We start from the raw sequence: 18,415 nt of genomic DNA on the forward strand, positions 1-18,415 counted from the left end.
TGGTCAATGTCAGAGCGAGCCGCGATCTTGCATCAACGGCGTCCACAGCTCTCGCAACCGGCCACGAGCCCGCGAAAGAGCAGCCTGTGCGCCGGAGCGAGAGATCCCGAGCGCCTCGGCAAGCTCGGCGCCCGTCAGACCCTCCCACGCGTGCAGGAGCAGGATGTCACGGTCACGCTCCGACAACCCGGTAAGAGCACGCACGAGCTCGTCACGCTCAGCGATCCGCTGCGCATGGTCGCCATCGATCGGGGCATCCGTGAGGTGAAGCGGAACAACGTGTGCCCGGCGCCGATGGTTAGCGAGCACAAAAGCCGCCGTGCGATACAGCCAGGGCAAGATCCACTCAGCGGGAACATCATCGCGTCGACGCCACGCGATCTCGAACACCTCGGCGGTCAGATCGTCGGCATCCTGCCTGACTGCACGCCTCAGAAAGTAGCGATAGACCGAATCAAGGTGAGACGCGACCTCCGACGTGAACCATGCCTCAACGTCATCAGGTCGATGGCCCATGACACTCCTCACGGCGGGGCCGACGGCTCCGCTCACAAGGGATATGTCGGGTGTGAGCCGATTCTTGCAGAAGGCCAACCGAACTATGGGACCGGGTCGCCATCCGCGTACAGAATCCAGAGCGCGCCGTAAGCCTCACCGTCCACATCGCTGCGCCGGATGTCGAGCATCTCCGCACTCGCGACGAGATCCGGCGAAACGTCAAACGGATTGTGCTCGTTTGTCATCGGATCGCCGTGCAATTCGTGCACCGAAGCGGCATCCTCGCTGGACAGAGCGCGGAAACAGATCGGTCCGGTCCCGCCAGCTCGCATCTCTCGACCGCCCGTGCTCATACTGCGAGGATATTCCGTCCACCCTCGCGCGGGCGAGACCTGTCAATCAGTATTGTCGGGAGCATGAGCGAACATCCGAGACGCGGCGGCCGCGTGGTGTTCTGGGACTTCGACGGCACACTCGCGCAACGGAATGGCTTGTTCGCCGGCGCGTTACGGGACGCCCTGGACGTCGTCGCGCCCGCACACGGCATCGCCCAGGAAGCGTTTCGGCCGGGCTTGAGGTCTCGCTTCCCCTGGCACTCCCCCGACGTCATTACCGAACCGTTGTCCGCATCGCAATGGTGGGCCCGGCTGCATCCGGTCTTCATCGACGCGTATGTCGGCGCAGGCGTGGAACTCGATGTCGCGAACGACGCAACCGACCTCGTCGGAAGAGAGTTCTACCGAGCGGATGCCTGGACGCTGGTCGACGGTGCATGCCAGGCGCTCACGACAGTGAGTGACGCCGGGTATGAGAACGTGATTCTCAGCAACCACGGCCCGGAGCTCCCGCTACTCGTGGAGCAGCTCGGGCTGGAGCCGCTGGTGACCCGCACGATCACCAGCGCGGCAGTAGGTATAGAGAAACCGAACCCGGCGATGTTCGCGCACGCGCTCGAGGCCTCCCATGCCGGTGCCGACGTGTGGATGGTCGGCGACAACCCGATCGCCGATGTTCAGGGGGCCGAGCAGGTCGGGATTCGCGCAATCCTCGCAGACGGCGCCTACCCGGATTCGCGGGGCGTCACCGTGCGTGAAGCAGCGCGGCTGATCGTGATGCTCTCTGGATTGCTGCCCTAGAACAGTTCAGCGCCCTGGCCGCGATACAGGGCTGCGAATGGCATCCCGAACCACAGCGCCGAGCGCCGCCATGGATGCTGCCGGATCCATGTTCGCGGCTGCGGAACGAGCCTCGGCCGCCAGCAGAGCACGGCGGTCCCGGTCGCCAATCACCTCGAGCATCGCAGAGGCCAGGGCATCGACATCACCGTCGGACACGAGAATGCCTCCGCCGTGGACAAGCGTGTCCCCCGGCCCGTACGGCATGTCGTAGGAGATCACAGGAACGCCGTGTCCGAGCGCCTCGAGCACAACGAGCCCCTGCCCCTCATTGGCGCTCGTGAGCACGAATGCATCCGCTTCCCGCCACGCATCCTCAAGATCAGGTACGTGCCCGTGGAGGACGACGTCCTCGGAGACTCCGAGCTCAGCGCTCAGCTGTTCCAGCTCATCGCGCAGGCCTCCCCCGCCATACACATGCAGCTGCGCAAAAGGAACGACCTGACGGACGCGCGCAAATGCGCGGATCGCATGATCGACCCGCTTACGAGGAATGAGCGAGCACATCATCGCCAGGCGGCCAGGCACCGGATCGTTCGGACCGGTGGCCGGCACCGGATGCGGCACCACCGCAGAGCGGATGCCAGGACCGACCCGGCGCTCCACATCCGCCTGCTGAGAGGGAGTCAGCCAGAGCACGCCGTCGAATCGATCGGCGATATCAAGCCACCGCGTCCATGCGGCATCCATCGGTGAATCCCAGTAATACGGCGCCTGCACGTGGCAGGCGTGCGTGGCATGCAGCAGAAGCACGGCGGGGTCCAGCAACGGGGCTGCGTCGGCGACGAGCAGCTCACCGACCTGGCGCGCTTCGCAGATCACGACTGGAGCATCGTCTGACGACGCGCCGATCGCGTTCACCCAAGCCCGGTAGAGCGCCCCGAAACCGGCCAACCAGCCGATGGGACCGTCGACGCCCCACACGATGACCGGCGCTTCACTCAAATGCCAGTTCGGGTCGCCTGCAATGACCGGGAGCTCCAGCACCGTGCGGCCCGCCGCGTCTGAAATGACGCGTCTTTCGCCGGTGTCTGTCGCGTCGCCCGCACCCCCGAACGGAACCGCGGCGGCACGCAGCCCCGCAGCATCCGCTCTGGCATCGTCGAAGAGATTGCGCAGTTCCACGCCATCCGGCAGCAGCCCACGGCGGCGCCATTCGGCACGGTGTTCGTCGTGATCCTCGGCAGTTCCTGGGTCTACCGTGAGCACGCGAACTCGTGCACCGGCCGCAGCCATATCCCGTGCGCGACGAAGCACGGCAATCGTGAAACCGCCGTCCAGATCGGGGATGAGCCGGCTGGCGAGCACGAGGTACTCAGCATCCGGCAGCACGGAACCCACGCTGGTTCCGCTCACTCCGCTACTCCCACTCGCCCGCTGGCGCGGTCGAGCGCCACGCTGTGCCCATGGTCGAGTGGTCGCGACTTCGTCACTCCCACTCGATAGTCCCCGGCGGCTTGGACGTGACATCCAGCACCACTCGGTTCACGTCGCGCACTGAGTTGGTGATGCGGTTGGAGATCTTCGACAGCACGTCGTAAGGCAGACGAGTCCAGTCGGCCGTCATGGCATCCTCGCTGGATACCGGGCGCAGCACGATCGGGTGGCCGTAGGTACGACCGTCGCCCTGCACGCCCACGGAGCGCACATCGGCGAGCAGCACTACGGGGCACTGCCAGATCTCGTTGTCGAGCCCCGCCTTGGTCAGCTCTTCGCGGGCGATGGCGTCGGCCTCACGCAGAATCTCGAGACGGTCAGCGGTGACCTCACCCACGATGCGGATGCCGAGGCCTGGCCCCGGAAACGGCTGCCGTCCGACGATCGCTTCGGGAAGACCCAAGTCACGACCGATCTGACGCACCTCATCCTTGAAGAGGGTGCGCAACGGCTCGATGAGCTCGAAGTCGAGGTCTTCGGGAAGACCGCCGACGTTGTGGTGCGACTTGATGTTCGCCGTCCCTGTGCCCCCACCGGACTCGACGACGTCGGGGTAAAGAGTGCCCTGCACGAGGAACTTGACCGGCTCGCCGGAAGCCTTCGCCTCAGCGACGAGATCCAGCTGCACCTTCTCGAACGCGCGGATGAACTCGCGGCCGATGATCTTGCGCTTCTGCTCTGGATCGCTGACGCCCTTGAGGTGGCCGAGGAACGTGTCCGCGGCATCCACCGTAATCAGGCGCACACCCGTGGAAGCCACGTAGTCGTTCTCGACCTGCTCGCGCTCGCCCTTGCGGAGGAGCCCGTGGTCGACGAACACGGCGGTGAGCTGGTCACCGATCGCTTTGTGCACAAGAGCCGTCGAAACAGCCGAATCGACACCGCCGGACAGCGCCGAGATCACGCGAGCCGAGCCGACCTGCTCGCGAATGCGGGCGATCTGCTCTTCGATGACGTTGCCGCTGTTCCAGTCTGCGGCGAGGCCTGCAGCCTTGTGCAGGAAGTTCTCGATGACGGCTTGACCGTGGTCGGAGTGCTTAACCTCGGGGTGCCACTGGACACCGTAGAAGCACTTCTCCGCACTGCCGAACGCAGCAACAGGTGTGTCGGCAGTGGATGCGAGAACCTCGAAGCCCTCGGGTGCCTTGGCGACCTGGTCGCCGTGGCTCATCCACACGTTCTGGGTGTTCGGCAGCCCGCCGAGCAGCACGCCGCCGTCGCCGGTGAGCGCAGCATCCGTCGCGCCGTACTCGCGGAGGCCAGTGTTCGCGACCTCACCGCCCAGTGCGCGCGCCATGACCTGGAAGCCGTAGCAAATGCCGAGAGTCGGGATGCCGAGATCGAAGATCGCGTTGTCGAGCGAGGGCGCGCCCTCTTCGTAGACCGATGACGGTCCACCGGACAGGATGAGTGCGACCGGGTTCTTCTCGCTGATCTCTGCGGCGCTGACCGTGTGCGGCACGACCTCGCTGTACACGCCGGCTTCGCGCACGCGGCGCGCGATGAGTTGCGCGTACTGGGCGCCGAAGTCGACGACAAGGACGGGACGCTGTGCGGTGTCGGCGCTCATCGCGCTGCCTCCTGGTTTTCTGCAGATGCGGCTTCTGCAGCGATCGCTGCTTCGCGGGATACGAGGTAGGTCTTGACCTCGCGAGAGACCTTGATCTCCATGATGAAGGAGAGTGCCGGGATGACGCCACCGAGCGCGAGAGTGATGAAGCGGCTGAACGGCCAGCGCATCAGGCTCCACAGGCGGAAGACGGCGAACAGGTAGAGGACATAGAACCAACCGTGCGCGACGAGGATCAGCAGCGACAGGTTCGTGCCGTCGCCCACAGAGATGAGCTCGCAGCCCATGCCGCCGGGGACGAAGAGCGAATACCACTGGCATCCGTCCGCCACGATGACGTCAGCGAACCAGAGCAAGCCACCCGATCCGCCGGCGAAGAGCTCGACGTGGATGGGGCTGTACTTCAGGATCATCTCGGCCAGCAGCAGAAGCAGCATGACACCGGTGATGATCGACGCGACCTGGTAGAACTTCAGCGCCCCGCGGATCTTCGGGAAGGAGGCAGCTTTCGGTTCAGGCATGATGTCCATTCTACCCGGGGCCTGCAGTGGCCTCGGTCACGCGGATGGCGAAGGTCTGGTCACGGCGCCCTCCCCATTATGTAAAGCGCTCGAATCTTTTTCACGGTTAATTCTGTCGCCTACTTGTTGGAATAAATCTTCCCGTCTAGATTTGCCTGCATGACCACGACGCCCTCCGGGCAGCAGACGCATTTCGCCCGCATCCTGCAGGTGCTCGGTGCGTCCGGCGCGATGAGCCGCGCCGAGATCGCGAAGCGCGTCGGCATCTCCCGCACAACGCTCTCCGAGCTCACCTCCGCGCTGCTTGAGCGGGGTGCAATCGTCGTGGCCGAAACCGACGCATCCCGACGCACTGGCCGTGGCCGGCCCGCCGAGATGCTTGCGCTCGATCCAGCCGCCGGGCAGTTCATGGGTATCGACTTCGGTCGAACCCGTGTCCAGATCGTCGTCGCGGATGCCTCGCACGAGATCATCGCCTCTGACGGAGTCGAATACTCGCTGCAGACCTCCTGGCCGGATCGAGTCGCGGCGTCCATGGCGCTGATCGATCGCATGGCAGCGAGTCGCGGAATTCATTTCAACGCACTGCGGGGCATCGGAATCGGGTTCCCGGGACCACTGAGTCCTGCCACTCCGCGCCGCGGCCACGCAGGCGCGGCCGCAGGTGCTGATGACGGAGCCGCCGCAGTGCGCGACGCCTTCGTCGCGCGCTTCGGCAGCACCGTCGTGATAGACAACAACACCCGCTTCGCCGCCCTCGCGGAGGCGAGCTGGGATCGCGCCGAGCACACCGAACACCTGCTGTACCTGCGCTTGGCAGGCGGCGTCGGCGGTGGCCTCGTGGTCGGCGGTCACCTGGTCACCGGCTCCTCCGGCTTCGCCGGCGAACTCGGGCACATCCCGGTGGTCGGCCGCAGCGCACTCTGCCACTGTGGCAAGCGCGGATGCCTCGAGACCGTCGCATCCATCCCCGCCGTGTTGGAGCGATGCAGGGATGCCGGAGTGCACACCGTCGACGATCTGCGCGCGGCGGTGGCGGCATCCGATCCGATCGTCGCGGATGCACTGCGCGAAGCGGCCACCGCGATCGGTGAGGTACTCGGCACCGTCGCTGTGACGCTGAACCCCGCGGAAATCGTCATCGCCGGAGACCTCATCGACGCCGCCCCCGAACTGCTCCGCCATATCAGTCGCGTCATCGGCTATCAGCTGCTGCCGATGCTCGACGAGCCTCCGGCGATCCGCGCGTCACAGCTCGGCGAAGAGGCTGGAGCCCTCGGCGCACTCGTTGCTGTGCTCCGTCACTCTCCCCTGCTGGCCGACTACCCGACATCTGTGACGACGAGAGCGGTGCAGGGATGATATCGCGCACGCTACCCGCTCCTATCGTCGGCCCGGTCGCCGGGCGCGAGTCGCGCTACGCGTGGCGTGGACTCATGATCGACTCCGCCCGAACTCGGTTGTCTGTGCCGACGATCAAAAAGGTCATCGATCTCGCCGCGCGCTACGGCTTCAACCGCCTGCACTGGCATCTCACCGATGATCAGGGCTGGCGCTTCGAGGTGCCAGGCTACCCGCGTCTCACCGAGGTCGCCGCCCTGCTCCCGCGCGGTCAGTTCGACGAATACAAGTCCCTCCTCGGCGACACTCGCGAGCGTGCGATGGCCGAGGCCGCGCAGAAGTGGACGAACGGCTACTACTCCGACGCGGACATCGCGGAGGTCGTCGCCCATGCCACGCAGCACGGAATCGTCGTCGTCCCCGAGGTCGATGTGCCTGGCCATATGGCGGCTGCGATTGCGGCGTACCCTGAGCTCGGTCGCCCCGCTGGTCTTCCGCTCCCCGCGGGATCGATGCGTGAGCACATGTACTGGCCGGCCCGCAACGATCTGCTCTGGCCGACGGATGCCGCAGCCGATTTCGTCGCCGCGGTCATGCGCCGGATCGCAGAGCTATTTCCCGGACCGTACGTGCATACCGGCGGCGACGAGTGCGCGTATCAGCAGTGGGCATCCGATCCGCAGATCGATGACTGGCTGGCGCTCCGCGGCGTGACAGAAGTCAAGGATCTGCAGACCTGGTTCATGGATGCCGCGTCGCGCGTGCTCAAGGAGAGCGGCAAGTCAGTCGCTGGCTGGGATGAGGCCTGCGAGGTCTCCGATGACGAAGATCTGCTCGTCATCGGATGGGCAGAGCAGCCCGGCATGGAACGTGTGAGCCGCGCGCGGCAGCAGTACGTCTTCGCCGACGCGCGCACCCTCTATTTGAACCGCATCGACCCCGACGCCGCGGCCCCGCAGAAAGGGATGACGCCGGGCATCTCGGTCGACGACATCCTCACCGCACCCTGGATCGAGGCGCAGCACGAGCGCTGCGTCGGCATCCAGGCGTGCGTCTGGTCGGAGTTCGTCCTCGACGGCGACGATTTGTTGTCGATGTTGTTTCCGCGGCTGCTCGCGGTCGCCGAGCGCATATGGAATCCCGCCGTCGATCCTGCTGACGCCCGCGCGCGCATCTCTCGCGAATACGAAATGCTGCGGACCGCCGACACACTGACCCTCCTGGAAGGAACCGCATGACCACGGGCCCGAAACGTCCCAACATCGCCCTGATCCTCACCGACGATCACGCCTCGCACGCGATCAGCGCATATGGCTCCGCAGTGAACACCACCCCCCGCATCGATGAGATCGCCGATGCGGGCGTGCGGTTGGACAACTGCTTCTGCACGAACGCTCTCTGCACGCCGAGCCGCGCATCGATCCTCACCGGGACGTACAGCCACATCAACGGCGTGACCACGCTGGAGACGCCCATCGATGCCGCACAGCCCACGTTCGTGTCGCAGTTGCGCGAGGCCGGCTATCGCACCGCGATCATCGGCAAGTGGCACATGGGCGAGGGCGAAGGCCACGACCCGCAGGGCTTCGATCACTGGGCCGTGCTGCGCGATCAGGGCGAGTACTTCGACCCGCAGATCCTCACCGAGAACGGCGTCGAGATCGCCGAGGGCTACGCCACCGACGTGATCACCGACCTCGCGCTGAAGTGGCTGGATTCCCTCGATGGCGACGAGCCATGGTGCTTGCTCATCCACCACAAGGCCCCGCACCGACCTTGGATTCCCGATGAGGCGCACGCCGGAATGTACGCCGACGTCCAGCTCGCCGTACCTGCGACCTTCAACGATGACTACAGCACGCGGTCCTCGGCCGCGCACCGGGCCGCCATGCGCATCGCCGATCACCTCACACTCACCGACCTCAAGATCGCTCCCCCGGAGGGACTGACCTACGAAGAGGCCGCGCTGTGGAAGTACCAGCGCTACATGGAGGACTACCTCGCCTGCGTCGCCTCTGTCGACGACAACGTGGGTCGCGTGATCGACTGGCTGCGCGAGAAGGATCAGTTCGACGACACCCTGCTGATGTACACGTCAGATCAGGGCTTCTTCCTCGGCGACCACGGCTGGTTCGACAAGCGGTTCATGTACGACGAGTCGCTGCGGATGCCTCTCGTACTCAGTTGCCCGTCCCGCGTGCCGGCGCGCAGCGAACCGCTCACCCAAATCGTCACGAACGTGGACTTCGCCCAGACGATCCTCGAGTTCGCCGGCGTCGAACCGCACGAGCGGATGCAGGGTATGAGCATCGTTCCGCAGCTGACCGCAGAGCCGGATCGCCCCACTCGCGAGGCCATGTACTACCGCTACTTCGAGAACGACGACATCAATCACCACGCGTTCGCGCACTACGGCATCCGCAGTGATCATCACAAGCTGATCTACTTCTACAACGACGGCATGGGTATTCCAGGGTCCTCACCGCACGCGTATCCCCCGGAATGGGAGATGTACGACCTGCAGGCAGACCCGGAGGAGCTCAACAACGTCTACCTCGACCCTCGCTACGCCGAGTTGCGGGAGGAACTGAAGGCGAAGCTGTGGATGCTGCAGGCCGAGCTGGGCGACCACCCACACCCCTCGCAGCCGAAACCGAGCCTGCTCGCCGGTTGAGCTCGCTCGGCCACGCGGGCTGAGGTGGCGCAGATGGTCGCCTCGCGAGCACGATTGCGGCAATCTGCGACACCTCCCGATCGGCCACGCGAGCCGAGGTGGCGCAGATGGTCGCCTCGCGAGCACGATTGCGGCAATCTGCGACACCTCCCGACGGGCGCGGGTGCGCACACGTCGCGCGAGCTCAGCTGCGCTTACTCCTCCGCGTCCTTGTCGACCGGACGCCGGCGACGGAACACCAGAAATCCGACGCCGAGCAGCAGCAGGATCGCCGCCACGACGATGTACGGAGTGGAATCTGCACCTGTCGTCGGCAGCATTCCCCCGCCGCCGGGCGCCGCAGTGACGGTGAGCGTCGCGGTGGCTTCAGCGCCGTTCGGCTGAATCGCTGCGAGAGTGTGTTCGCCTGCCGCGGTGTTCCTCGGCACGGTGATGGTGGTGCGGAAGGTTCCGTCGTCTGCGACGGTCACTGTGCCGACCTGCACTGGAGTAGAGCGCAGCTCCAGCACCAGCTCGAGGCCGGCATCGAAGCCTTCGCCGCTGATCTCGACTGTTCCACCGGCCTGGGCCGACGTCGAGCCGAGCGTGATCGTGCCCGGAGCTGCAGGAGCATCAGCGAACACGATCGGCACCTGCACGCTCGTGCCAGAAGCGGCGGTCGCCACTGTGAGCATCTGCGCACCGAACACGTCCTCGGGAACCGTGAACGTCAGGCTGGCACGGCCCGCTTCGTCGGTGGTGTCGACGATCGTGGAGTCGACGGTGCTAGTGGCGAGCACGACATCGCCCAGCGAAACTGTGGCGTCGCCCGGCTCTGCTTCTCCGCCGCTGAACGCCAGCGATGAGAGGTCGATCGTGACCTCTTCACCGGCGCTGAATCCGTCGGCATCCGTCGCGCTCACCGTCACACCGACCGCGCGCTGGGCGAGATCAGGTGTTGCCGCGGTGTTGGCGTCGAACCACTCCACCATCGAGGAGAGGTCGATCTTGCCGGTATCCGCTCTGTTCGTGCCTTCAGCCAGGGTGAAGAAGTTGTCTCCGCCCGTGGCGAGGAACGAGTTCGCGGCGACGCTGTAGCTTGCCGATTCGTCAATCGCCTCGCCGTTCAGCGTGATCGAAGTGATCCGCGCCCCTGCAGCCGCCGTGGGGTCATAGGTGTACAGCAGACCTTCTGAGAGTCCAAGCTTCAGGAATGGACGGCTCGAACCGTCCGGCTGCCACTGTTCCTCCAGCACGCCCTTCAGCTGCGCACCCGTGAGGTCGAGCGTGACAAGAGTGTTGGCGAACGGCTGCACCGTCGCCGCTTCGCGGAACGTCACGTTGCCGTCGGCGTCGTTTCCTCCAGACGAGGCGTACGTCAGGTCTGCACGGATGCCACCGGGATTCATCAACGCGATGTCTGCCCCGGTCGACCACTTGTGCACGTCGGCGACGAAGTTGCCGACGGTGGATTCGCCGCCACGGTTCTCTGAACCGTCGGTCTGACGCGCCCTGTTGAAGTCGGCGGTGATCTCACCCACCGGCTCGGCTCCGAGCACGTCGGCCTCAGCTGTTGCCGCATCGACGATGTCTTGCACGCCTTGAACCGCGGGGTACAGCGCAACGCCATCGGCCGTGAGGGGCTTGATCTCGTTGGTGATCGAGATCAGCTCCTTCGACTTGGCATCGACCTGCAGGTTCATGAGCCCGAAGTTCTCTCCATACTGCCCTGCTGAGACGACGGGTCGTCCGTCAATGATGTGGTTGTACGCGAGGTGGGTGTGCGCCGAGACGATCGCGCTCACGCTGTCATCGACACCGGCGACGATTCTGCCGAGCGCCGACTCCGGCGTGATGCTGGCAATATCCGTAGACGTGGCGCCCTCGTGCACGAGCAGAATCAGCACATCTGCTTCACCGTTGGCGTCATCACCGTCGGTGAGGTTGGCAGCGACGGCGTTCACCGATTCAGCGATGTCACGAACCTCGAGCTCGGAGATTCCTTCCGGCGCGACAAGCGAGTCAAGCTCTTCGGTCACGGCGCCGATGAATCCAACCTTCACACCGTCGGTCTCGCTCACCCAGGCCGGAGCGAGGGCGGCCTCGCCGGTCTCGGTGAGGAACACGTTGGATGAGATGTACTCCCAGTCCGCGCGGTCCTGCACACGATCACGAAGGTCTTCCCAGCCCTGATCGAACTCGTGGTTGCCGGCCGCGCTCACATCGAGCCCCGCGGCATTCAACGCATCGATCGTCGGATTGTCGTCGTTGATGAACGAGGTGAAGGTGGATGCGCCGATGAGGTCACCGGCCGCGGCGAACACCGTGTTTGGGTTCGCGTCACGTACCGACTGCACGGCACCGGCGAGCACAGCAGCACCGGCCGAGGCACCATCGGCTTCGATGCGACCGTGGAAGTCGTTGATCGTGACGATGTCGATACTCACCGGCGGAAGCTCGCTGGAGACACCGACGATCACCGGATCGTGGTCACTCGAGCGGAACGGCGTACCGGACTCGGTAGCACCGAACTCGTAGCCGCGGTCACTCCACTCCGGAGAGTTGATGGTCCAGACCCCAGTGCCTGTCACCGACTCTGCCAGAGACGGCGAAGCGATCGCGTGGTCGAGCGATCCGAGCTCACCGTCGAAGGTGTAGGTGTATCCGGCTTCTGCCGCAGGCACGAGGTCGGTCCATCCGGCCTGTGAGAAGACATTGATCGGGTCTTCCTGCGCGTAAGCGTTGAAGTCGCCGAGCAGCAGGATGTTATCGCTGCCGCTGGTCTCCGCCAGTGTCTGGGTGAAACCGAGCAGCGACTGTGCCTGCGCGACGCGATCGTCGTTGAAGAAGCCTTGGCCGTCGGTCGGCTCGTCTCCACCGTCTTCCGGCGGGGACTTCGACTTGAAGTGATTGGCGACGACAGAGACGATCTTCCCGTCGATGTCGAAGGTCTGCGCGATGGGCTCACGCGCGTTACCCCACGCGGCCTCGTCGATCACAGTGGCGCTGTCTCCGACCGGGGTGACGGCATCCGTCTTGTAGATGATCGCGTTGGTGATGACATCCGTCGTGGCGGTGTTGAGGAGTTCAGCCGGAGTCGGGACGTATGCCCACACGTCTGTACCCGCAGCCGCGTTGAGTCCGGTCACCAGGTCGGCGACGGCCGTGTCGGCCGGCTTGCCGAAGTGGATCGAATTCTCGATCTCCATGAGCGCGACGATGTCGGCGTCCAACCCGTTGATCGCGGTGACAATCTTGGACTTCTGGATTGCGAACTTTTCGGAGTTCGCCGCGCCACGAGCATCAGGGTTCTCGCTACCCAGCGTTGTGAAGTAGTTGAAGACGTTGAACGCTGCGATCTGCGCATCGCCGCCGACCTCTGGGGCCGTATCGCTGCGCGAGTTCTCGGTCGTGAACGTCGCCTTGTACACCGCGTCGCTCTCGTCGTCGATCGCGATGATCGGCTGCAGCCGCCAGTCGTCGAAGCCGTACTGCAGCACGTAGCCGGTCTCGGCGAAAGCGACGAGGTCGCCGTTGCGCACGGTCGTGTCCTTGGTGAAATATGGCTGCTCGCCGGGGTGCGCGTTGCTGACGACCTGCGAATTCCAGCCGTCATCGAGCAGGATGCGCTCGGCACGATTCGCGCTTGCGATCGCGTTGGCATCGGCGCCTGGGCGCGTGGTCTCGGTGCTCTTGACGTTGAGCTCGCCGGGATTCAGCCAAAGGGTGCCGAAGTTGTAGAGCTGGTGGCTGGATGCCAGCCGGTAGGTGCCGGTGGGCGCGACCAGCATGTTCTCGTAGGCCTCGCGGTCGGCACCGATGACCGAGTCCGGCAGCGGGGTGAGAGCCGGGGCACCGAATCCGGCGGTAACGACGGCGACGTTCTGCTCCGCCTCAAGCGAGATCTGCGTCTGTCCATAGCTCTCGGCAACGATGCCGGTGACGGAGACGATGTCGCCGACCGCAAGCGACGGAACGAAGTCGTTCAGATTGATGAAGATGCCGTCGGATGCTCCGGGCGTGGCATCCGTCTCGCCACCGCTGCCCGCGGTCTGGATCGAGATTCCCTTGTAACCGCCGACGCGGTAGTCGCCGGTGACGATGCCTTCGACAGTGACGGCCACACCTACAAACGGCGATGACTCGCCGGTGCCCTGCACTGCGGCGATGCTCTGCGCATCCGCATACGCCGGGGCGGCAGCGAGCCCACCGAAGGCGAGTGCGGCAGCCGCGGTGGCGGCGAGTGTCGCAAGGCGTCGCCTGCGGGGTGAGTGGGACGATCCGATGGACTGTACTGCACCAGCAGGGACGGACATCATGCGGTAGTTCTCCTCGACGTCGACGGGAGGGACTTCGCACGCCATCGTGAGGCACACGAAGAGGAATCACCGCAGTCACACGTCAGCATGCGAAAGAGGCGCCCGGTTGTGAGCATATGACTACCCGCCGACATCCTCAATGGCGTTCTTCGAAGTGACGCTGCGAGTGCACGACGAAGGCCGCCGGGATCGCTCCCGGCGGCCTTCGTCATTGGCGAATCAGAACCAGCCGTTGAGGAGATCCCACAACCAGTCAAGGATGTCGCGGATCGGGCTCTTGCCCTTGTTGACGGTGACCGAGCCGGTGGCGTGGTCTCCGTCTTCCTGAGCGACGATGACGGCGTACTTACCGGCATCCGTCTTCTTGGGAACGGTGACCGCGCTGGTGAAGGTGCCGTCCGCGGAGACCGAGGCGGTGCCCAACTCGACGATCTTGCCCTTCTTCGACTCGAGCGTGATCGTCACGGTCTCGCCGGGTTCGAAGTCGGCGCCGGTGACGGTGAGCTTCTTGCCCGCACTGACGGTCTTCGATCCCACCTCGATGGTGCCGGTGAACTCAACGGGAGTCTCGACGCCGGTGACCGTGAACGGCACCTGCACGCTCGTCTCGCCAGTAGTCACGGCGAGCTGCTGCTCCCCGATCACGCCTTCCGGAACGGCGAAGGTCAGGCTCGCGCGTCCGACCTCGTCGGTGGTGTCGACGATGGCTGCATCGACCACACCTGTGGCGAGTGCGATGTCGCCAAGTGCGACGCTCACCTCACCGGGCGCAGCCTCGCCCGCGCTGAATGCCAGCGAGGAGAGATCGATCGTGACCTGATCTCCGGCGCTGTAGCCATCGGCATCCGGTGCGCTCAGCGTCACACCGACCGCGCGCTGCGCGAGATCGGTCGTCGCCGTGCCGTTGGCGTCGAACCAGTCGACCATCGACGCAAGATCGATCTTGCCGGTGTCTGCCTTGTTCGTGCCCTCGGCGAAGGTGAAGAAGTTATCTCCACCCGCGGCGAGGAACGAGTTCGCGGCGACGCTGTAGCTCGCTGCTTCGTCAATCGCCTCGCCGTTCAGCGTGATCGAGGTGATTCGCTCCCCAGCCGCCGCACTCGGGTCGTAGGTGTACTGCAAGCCCTCCGAGACGCCGAGCTTCAGGAACGGACGACTCGACCCCTCCGGCTGCCACTGCTCCTCCAGCACACCCTTCAGCTGCGCACCGGTGAGGTCGAGCGTGACGAGCGTGTTGGCGAACGGCTGCACCGTCGCTGCTTCGCGGAAGGTCACGTTGCCGTCAGCGTCGGATGCTCCGGTCGAGGCGTATGACAGGTTGGCACGGATGCCGCCCGGGTTCATCAGCGCGATGTCAGCGTCGGTTGCCCACTTGTGCACGTCGGCGACGAAGTTTCCGATCGTCGACTCGCCACCGCGGTTCTCTGATCCGTCGGTCTGACGCGCCCGGTTGAAGTCACCGGTGATCGCGCCGACCGGCTCCGCGCCGAGGATGTCGGCCTCGGCCTTGGCCGCGTCGACAATCTTCTGCACGTCGCCGTCGGCGTCGTAGAGCGGCGTGATGGTGACCTTGCCGGTGACCGGATCCTTCTCAGACTTCGTGAGGGGCTTGATCTCGTTGGTGATCGAGAGCAGTTCCTTCGTCTCCGGGTCGACCTGCAGGTTCATCTGCCCGAAGTTCTCACCGTACTGGCCCGCCGAGATGACCGGACGGCCATCGATGACGTGGTTGTACGCGAGGTGGGTGTGCGCCGAGACGATCGCATTCACGCTGTCATCGACGCCAGCGACGATCTCGCCAAGCGCCGAGTCCGGCGTGATGCTCGCGACATCGGTCGACGTCGCGCCCTCGTGCACGAGCAGAATCAGCACATCGGCCTCGCCGTTGGCGTCATCACCGTCGGTGAGGTTGGCAGCGACGGCGTTCACCGAATCGACGATGCCGCGCACCTCGAGATCGGCGATGCCATCCGGGGAGACGAGCGAGTCGAGCTCTTCGGTCACAGCGCCGATGAAGCCAACGTCAACGCCTTCCATCTCGGTGACCCAGGCCGGAGCGAGCGCCGTCTCACCGGTCTCGGTGACGAACACGTTGGACGAGATGTACTCCCAGTCCGCGCGGTCCTGTATGCGGCCCTCCAGGTCTTCCCAACCCTGATCGAACTCGTGGTTGCCGGCCGCGCTCACATCGAGCCCCGCGGCATTCAACGCGTCGATCGTCGGGTTGTCATCGTTGATGAAAGACGTAAACGTGGATGCGCCGATGAGGTCGCCCGCAGCAGCAAACACCGTGTTCGGGTTCGCGTCACGCACCGACTGAACGGCGCCCGCGAGAACCGCAGCACCCGCCGCGACGCCGTCGGCCTCGATGCGACCGTGGAAGTCGTTGATCGTGACGATGTCGATACTCACCGGCGGGATCTCGCTGGAGACGCCGACGATCACCGGATCGTGGTCACTGGAACGGAACGGCGTGCCCGCCTCAACCGCGCCGAACTCGTAGCCGCGGTCGCTCCACTCCGGAGAGTTGATCGCCCAGACGCCAGTTCCTGTCACCGACTCGGTCAACGAGGGCGATGCGATCGCGTGGTCGAGCGATCCGAGCTCACCGTCGAACGTGTACGTGTAGCCCGCATCGGATGCCGGAACCAGGTCGGTCCAGCCGGCCTGCGCGAACACGTCGATCGGGTCTTCCTTGCTGTACGCGTTGAAGTCGCCAAGCAGCAGGATGTCCTCGCTGCCGCTGGTCTCTGCCAGCGTCTCGGTGAAGCTCAGCAGCGACTGTGCCTGCGCAGTGCGGTCGGCATTGAAGTGGCCCTGGCCATCCTCGGGCTCCGCGCCGTCACCAGATTTCGACTTGAAGTGGTTGGCGACGACCGAAACCGTCTTGCCGTCAAGGTCGAACGTCTGTGCGATGGGCTCGCGAGCGTTGCCCCACACCGACTCGTCGACGACAGTCGAGCTGTCTCCGACGGGCGACGCGGCATCCTTCTTGTAGATGATCGCGTTCGTGATCACGTCAGTGTCAGTCGTCAGCAGCGCTTCCGGAGTCGGCACGAATGCCCAGATCTCGGAACCTGCATCTTCGTTGAGCCCTGCGACCAGATCCGCGACAGCGGTGTCGACGGGCTTGTCGAAGTGGATGGAGTTCTCGATCTCCATGAGCGCCACGATCTCGGAATCCAGAGCGTTGATCGCGGTGACGATCTTCGACTTCTGGATCTCGAAAAGCGCGGCTGTCTTGGCCCCGCGTGCGTCGGAGTCCTCACTCTGCAGCGTCGTGAAGTAGTTGAAGACGTTGAACGCTGCGATCTGCGCGTCGCCACCGACCTCTGGGGCCGCGTCCGTGCGCGGGTTCTCAGTCGTGAACGTCGCCTTGTACGTCGCGTCGCTCGCGTCGTCGATCGCAATGACCGGCTGCAGACGCCAGTCATCGAAGCCGTACTGCAGCACGTAGCCGGTCTCGGCGAAGTCGACGACATCACCGTTTCGCACCGTGGTGTTGGTGGTGAAGTACGGCTGCTCACCGGTGTGCGCTCCGCTAGTGACCTGCGAGTTCCAGCCGTCGTCGAGGAGGATGCGGTCAGCACGGTTGGCCGCGACAATGGCATTGGCTTCCGGACCAGGACGGGTCGTTTCTGTGCTCTTCACATTCAGGTCGCCAGGGTTCAGCCACAGGGTGCCGAAGTTGTACAGCTGGTGACTGGATGCCAGGCGGTAGGTGCCGCTGGGGGCGACGAACATGTTCTCGTAGGCTTCACGGGCGACACCGACGGTCGATTCGGGCAACGGCGTGACGGCAGGAACGCCGACACCGGCCGTGATGACACTCACATCGCCGACAACTGCGGGGGCGATCTGCGTCTGGCCGAAGTACTCCGAAACTGTGCCGGTGACCGAGACAAGGTCGCCGATCTCGAGCGTCGGGGCGAGGTTGTTCAGGAACACGAAAACGCCGTCGGATGCTCCGGACGCGGCATGCGTGTCGCCACCGCTATCCGCGGTCTGGATCGAGATTCCCTTGTAGCCGCCGAGGCGGTAGTCGCCAGTGACGATACCCTCGACGATCACCGTCTGGCCGTTCAGCGGCGAGACATCGGAAGCTCCCTGCACCTCGGCGATCGACGCCGCAACTGGGTCAGTGCCCGGTTCGGGATCGGGGTCCGGGTCAGGACCGGGAGCGCCGGAGCCCTGCGGGGTGATCGTGGCCGAAAGGGCGAAGTCTGCACGGTTGTCATCGGTGTCGACGCCGTCGGTGCGATTCAGTGACTTCACGTCGGTGTTGCCGGACGGCGAAATCGCCGCCGTGGTCTCGAATGTGTTCGACGAGCCGTAACCGAGAAGATCGACGACGCCGTCGACGCCTGCGGTCGACCCTGGGGTGAGATTGACGGCGGCGGTGCCCTCGACGAGGGCGAGCGTGCCGTTGGTGCCGCTCGGAGTCAGAGTGGTGACGGCGTCCGGTTCCGGTAATTCGACACCATTCGCACCGTTGCTGTTGCCCTGCACGAGGAAATACCCGCCCGCCGGAATGACTCCGGTGAGTGCGGCGACGCCGTTGAAGTTGGCGGCTCCCGTCGCGGAGCGGTACTGCAGCGACAGCCCATCGAGGGTGATGGCCTCGGCCGTCGGGTTGTACAGCTCGATGAACTTGTTCTTGAATGCTGCTCCAGCGCTCCCGCCAGAGAGGTACGCCTCGTTGATGACCACGCCCGTGCCTGACGTATTGGCGAAGGCGGGCGTTGCGATCAGGGCGCTAGCGCCAAGAGAAATAACACACGTTGCGGCAAGGACGCCGACGCGACCCCTGCCTCTATTGTGCGAAACAGAAACCCGGAGGTTCCTGCCGTCAGGGGCTGACATCATCGGTGATTCTCCTCGTCGACGCGAACGGCAGCTCT

Annotated in this window: 11 protein-coding genes; 4 read left to right on the top strand and 7 right to left on the bottom strand. The window is 64.9% G+C overall.

The genetic code is table 11. The annotated features are described in order from the left end of the window. Positions 1-9: 9 nt before the first annotated feature. The gene (locus AC1C2O_RS07270) at positions 10-516 is read right to left on the bottom strand and encodes an RNA polymerase sigma factor (RefSeq protein WP_495429761.1); all 507 of its coding nucleotides are present in this window, start codon (positions 514-516) and stop codon (positions 10-12) included. An 83-nt stretch (positions 517-599) separates the two neighbouring features. After that, positions 600-851, bottom strand: a complete 252-nt coding sequence (locus tag AC1C2O_RS07275; protein ID WP_495429762.1) for a hypothetical protein — start codon at positions 849-851, stop codon at positions 600-602. Between the two features lie 63 nt (positions 852-914). On the opposite strand from AC1C2O_RS07275, the gene AC1C2O_RS07280 reads away from it, so the two are divergent. Beyond that, the gene (locus tag AC1C2O_RS07280) at positions 915-1,634 is read left to right on the top strand and encodes an HAD family hydrolase (protein WP_495429763.1); all 720 of its coding nucleotides are present in this window, start codon (positions 915-917) and stop codon (positions 1,632-1,634) included. A 6-nt stretch (positions 1,635-1,640) separates the two neighbouring features. Here the strand turns inward: AC1C2O_RS07280 and AC1C2O_RS07285 are convergent, their stop codons facing one another. From AC1C2O_RS07285 to AC1C2O_RS07295, 3 genes are all read right to left on the bottom strand, one after another. Further along, the gene (locus tag AC1C2O_RS07285) at positions 1,641-3,029 is read right to left on the bottom strand and encodes a glycosyltransferase (protein WP_495429764.1); all 1,389 of its coding nucleotides are present in this window, start codon (positions 3,027-3,029) and stop codon (positions 1,641-1,643) included. Between the two features lie 73 nt (positions 3,030-3,102). Continuing rightward, positions 3,103-4,680 carry a glutamine-hydrolyzing GMP synthase gene (gene guaA, locus AC1C2O_RS07290; protein WP_495429765.1) on the bottom strand — a complete coding sequence of 526 codons (1,578 nt, stop codon included), beginning with the start codon at positions 4,678-4,680 and terminating at the stop codon, positions 3,103-3,105. After that, positions 4,677-5,201: a DUF3817 domain-containing protein gene (locus tag AC1C2O_RS07295; RefSeq protein ID WP_495429766.1), complete on the bottom strand. Its 525-nt coding sequence runs from the start codon at positions 5,199-5,201 to the stop codon at positions 4,677-4,679. Before AC1C2O_RS07295 ends, guaA begins: the two co-directional genes overlap by 4 nt. A gap of 159 nt (positions 5,202-5,360) precedes the next feature. On the opposite strand from AC1C2O_RS07295, the gene AC1C2O_RS07300 reads away from it, so the two are divergent. From AC1C2O_RS07300 to AC1C2O_RS07310, 3 genes are read left to right on the top strand one after another with little or no spacing between them, the layout of a single operon-like run. Next, positions 5,361-6,563, top strand: a complete 1,203-nt coding sequence (locus AC1C2O_RS07300; protein WP_495429767.1) for an ROK family protein — start codon at positions 5,361-5,363, stop codon at positions 6,561-6,563. Then, positions 6,560-7,780 carry a family 20 glycosylhydrolase gene (locus tag AC1C2O_RS07305; protein ID WP_495429768.1) on the top strand — a complete coding sequence of 407 codons (1,221 nt, stop codon included), beginning with the start codon at positions 6,560-6,562 and terminating at the stop codon, positions 7,778-7,780. Before AC1C2O_RS07300 ends, AC1C2O_RS07305 begins: the two co-directional genes overlap by 4 nt. Beyond that, positions 7,777-9,216, top strand: coding sequence for a sulfatase family protein (locus AC1C2O_RS07310; protein WP_495429769.1), 1,440 nt, complete (start codon positions 7,777-7,779; stop codon positions 9,214-9,216). Before AC1C2O_RS07305 ends, AC1C2O_RS07310 begins: the two co-directional genes overlap by 4 nt. A 194-nt stretch (positions 9,217-9,410) precedes the next feature. Here the strand turns inward: AC1C2O_RS07310 and AC1C2O_RS07315 are convergent, their stop codons facing one another. Next, positions 9,411-13,514 (bottom strand): ExeM/NucH family extracellular endonuclease, encoded by a 4,104-nt coding sequence (locus AC1C2O_RS07315; protein ID WP_495429770.1) that lies wholly within the window; start codon positions 13,512-13,514, stop codon positions 9,411-9,413. A gap of 219 nt (positions 13,515-13,733) precedes the next feature. Next, positions 13,734-18,380 (bottom strand): ExeM/NucH family extracellular endonuclease, encoded by a 4,647-nt coding sequence (locus tag AC1C2O_RS07320; RefSeq protein ID WP_495429771.1) that lies wholly within the window; start codon positions 18,378-18,380, stop codon positions 13,734-13,736. Positions 18,381-18,415 lie beyond the last annotated feature (35 nt).

The sequence above is a fragment of the Microbacterium sp. Y355 genome (genome assembly GCF_059445345.1).

Bases quoted from the DNA above. Each gene is read 5' to 3' on its own strand.
- AC1C2O_RS07270 (WP_495429761.1), bottom strand. From the start codon at position 516: ATGGGCCATCGACCTGATGACGTTGAGGCATGGTTCACGTCGGAGGTC.
- AC1C2O_RS07275 (WP_495429762.1), bottom strand. From the start codon at position 851: ATGAGCACGGGCGGTCGAGAGATGCGAGCTGGCGGGACCGGACCGATC.
- AC1C2O_RS07280 (WP_495429763.1), top strand. From the start codon at position 915: ATGAGCGAACATCCGAGACGCGGCGGCCGCGTGGTGTTCTGGGACTTC.
- guaA (WP_495429765.1), bottom strand. From the start codon at position 4,680: ATGAGCGCCGACACCGCACAGCGTCCCGTCCTTGTCGTCGACTTCGGC.
- AC1C2O_RS07295 (WP_495429766.1), bottom strand. From the start codon at position 5,201: ATGCCTGAACCGAAAGCTGCCTCCTTCCCGAAGATCCGCGGGGCGCTG.
- AC1C2O_RS07300 (WP_495429767.1), top strand. From the start codon at position 5,361: ATGACCACGACGCCCTCCGGGCAGCAGACGCATTTCGCCCGCATCCTG.
- AC1C2O_RS07305 (WP_495429768.1), top strand. From the start codon at position 6,560: ATGATATCGCGCACGCTACCCGCTCCTATCGTCGGCCCGGTCGCCGGG.
- AC1C2O_RS07310 (WP_495429769.1), top strand. From the start codon at position 7,777: ATGACCACGGGCCCGAAACGTCCCAACATCGCCCTGATCCTCACCGAC.
- AC1C2O_RS07315 (WP_495429770.1), bottom strand. From the start codon at position 13,514: ATGATGTCCGTCCCTGCTGGTGCAGTACAGTCCATCGGATCGTCCCAC.
- AC1C2O_RS07320 (WP_495429771.1), bottom strand. From the start codon at position 18,380: ATGATGTCAGCCCCTGACGGCAGGAACCTCCGGGTTTCTGTTTCGCAC.